Below are 2,513 nucleotides of genomic sequence, written 5' to 3' on the forward strand. Positions count from 1 at the left end.
TTTAAAAGCTAGTCATTGCGAGCGGATCGCGGCAATCTAACTCCCCTCACTTGACGGGAGGGGTTGGGCCTGTCCGCCGCTGGTGGAGGAGGGTGAAATAAACAATCCACCCAGGTTTTAAAAAACCAAAATTAATAAAAGCCTTTTTTGTTTTTCCTGATGGCTGAAGACTGGTAGCTGGAGGCTGTATTTAAATGATATGGCGATTGACAAATAGCTGATAGCTGATAGCTTATGGCTAATGGTTGCGAGTTGGTCATTGTCTGCCTGCCGGTGGCACGGCGAGGAGCGTTAGCGACGCGGCCAATCTTAAAACCAAAAGGCGAGATTACTTTATCATCCCGCTTCTTACAATGATGCGCTCACCGTTATGTTTGATATCAACGAGGTCAGGTTTATGGCTATGAAATACGGGCAAATACTCAGTAACAAGGATTGTTTCGATATTATGCTTAATTACGATAAATACCGCATAAAATATCTTGAAGATAAATCTATTTGGAAAAAACAATAAAAAATACAAGCGAAGAATTCTTGATGTGGCTACAGGTTGAACGAAGATTCGCCAAAAGCTCAATAGTCAGCTATTGTTCACGGCTCAAGTGTTTCATCGGGATGTAGGAGATATAGAGCTAGAAAGGTTTACGATGGAGCATATCTTCCGCTTAAAACAAATCTTACATGAGAGGGAAAACACGGAAGTTTTTATCGGAGTCTGCCTGGCTTGTGTCAAAGGATTATTAAAATATTATCGTGACTGCTACTCCGCTCCGCTTTTCTAATTGACATTAAGTGATGTGATATAATTAAATCAAGAATCAAAGCAAATAAAAATAAAAATAGAAAGCGAGGTGAATAAATGAAAAAAACAATAATTGCAATATCCGTTTTAATTGTCGTTGGTGTTTTAGGATTTGTTGCTTATAGCTTTTTGGTTTCTTCAAAAGTCCCTCAAGCATTTATTGATAAGCATAACGAAGTTGTCGCTTTAGAAAAAGAAGCGGTCCAGCTGTCCGACCTGACGAGTATGCCCGAAATGGAAGCGTTGGATGAGCAAATGGCTAGTGAAGATTATAGCGGAGCATTTAAATCAGTAGACAACGCGTTAACTAGAAAAAAGGACGCGTCTACTAAATTAAATTCTATTGATAAAAAATTAGCTGAATTAAAATCGATTCTCGGAGAAATTACTGATTCTGAAATAAAAACAAGTGCCGAAAAATTTATCGAGATAGCTAAGAAGGAAAACTCTGCTAAAATTAGCTATAACAACCTTCAAATTCAAATGCTTGAAAAACTGAAAACGATGGTTGGCATTTTAGTAAAAAATTCCAAAACGATAAGTGCCGCTGATGAAAAAATGATTAATGATTTGGGTAAAGAAATAGATGACCTCAAAAATCAAATTACTACAGTTGAAAAAGAAGTGAATAATATTCAAAGCCAATACAAGGAAGCGGAAAAAGAGTTTTTCGGACTGGCCGGGCTGGAAATAAAAAAATAGGAAATTTTACTCATGCTTTTGACAAAAAACGCCAGAAATGGCGTTTTTTTGTGTGGTTTACTCTATTATAATATTTTGACTATTATTCATTAAGTATTAAGTCATATAAAAAAGTAACCCGTTTGTGGTCTTTATTAAAGAGACTGTTTTTATCATTGTTGCAGCTCTTATCTTTTCATTTATAATACGTTTCTTTGTCGTTGAGGCCCTTACCATCCAACAACACTCTATGGACTCAACGCTTCACGATGGTGACCGAGTTCTTGTTAGTAAATTTGTTTACCGTTTATCAGATATTGAGAATGGTGACATTATAATTCTTAAATCTCCCATGAATAAAACCGATTTTGTAAAGAGAGTTGTAGCCACTGAAGGGCAAACGATTGAAATAAAAGAAGGCGTTTTGGTGATTAACGGAAAACCAGTTGAAGAACCCTACATAAAAAATCATGATTTAAGCGGACTTGAATCGATTGAAATACCTCAGGACTATGTGTTTGTTGCCGGCGATAATCGGCCGAATAGCTATGACAGCCGCATCTTTGGGCCGATCTTAGAAGATGATGTGGTGGGGAAGGCGTTCTTTATCTATTGGCCAGTGGATAGAATTGGGCTTGTAAACTAGTTTTTTTGTCTTTCTGCATAGTTTTTCTTGATTTTTACATTTACTCTCTTTTCATAATTTCTGCTTTTATTTATTTTTTATGGGTTAGGCAACAGCTCCTGATTGTGCGTGTCTACTTAGTCGGTTTTCTTATTGCGAAACTTTATTTCCTTCATTTTCTTACTCGTCTAAGAAAACGAAGCAAAAGAAGGACGGCCGATCATTTTTTAAACAGCTCCAAAATAACGGTTGTTCAGGCGCCTACAGAACTCGTCAGACTAAACCATATCCTTCCCTTTGGCTTTTTAAACCAAAGCTTCCAACTATGTTGTAAGGCGGATATAAGCCTGACTCAAACAGCTTCGGCTTATTTCCTGAACAACCTATTTTGAAACCTAAAAATGA

Annotated in this window: 2 protein-coding genes; both read left to right on the top strand. The window is 37.1% G+C overall.

What is annotated here, in order from left to right; translation table 11 throughout:
* The first annotated feature begins 859 nt into the window (after positions 1–859).
* Positions 860–1,504 carry a hypothetical protein gene (locus Q7U95_RS03025; protein ID WP_308751802.1) on the top strand — a complete coding sequence of 215 codons (645 nt, stop codon included), beginning with the start codon at positions 860–862 and terminating at the stop codon, positions 1,502–1,504.
* 124 nt (positions 1,505–1,628) lie between these two features.
* The gene (lepB, locus tag Q7U95_RS03030; protein ID WP_308751803.1) at positions 1,629–2,129 is read left to right on the top strand and encodes a signal peptidase I; all 501 of its coding nucleotides are present in this window, start codon (positions 1,629–1,631) and stop codon (positions 2,127–2,129) included.
* Positions 2,130–2,513: the final 384 nt, after the last annotated feature.

Origin of the sequence: Candidatus Oleimmundimicrobium sp. (assembly GCF_030651595.1) — a bacterium.
Classification (GTDB): Bacteria; Actinomycetota; Aquicultoria; order UBA3085; family Oleimmundimicrobiaceae; genus JAUSCH01.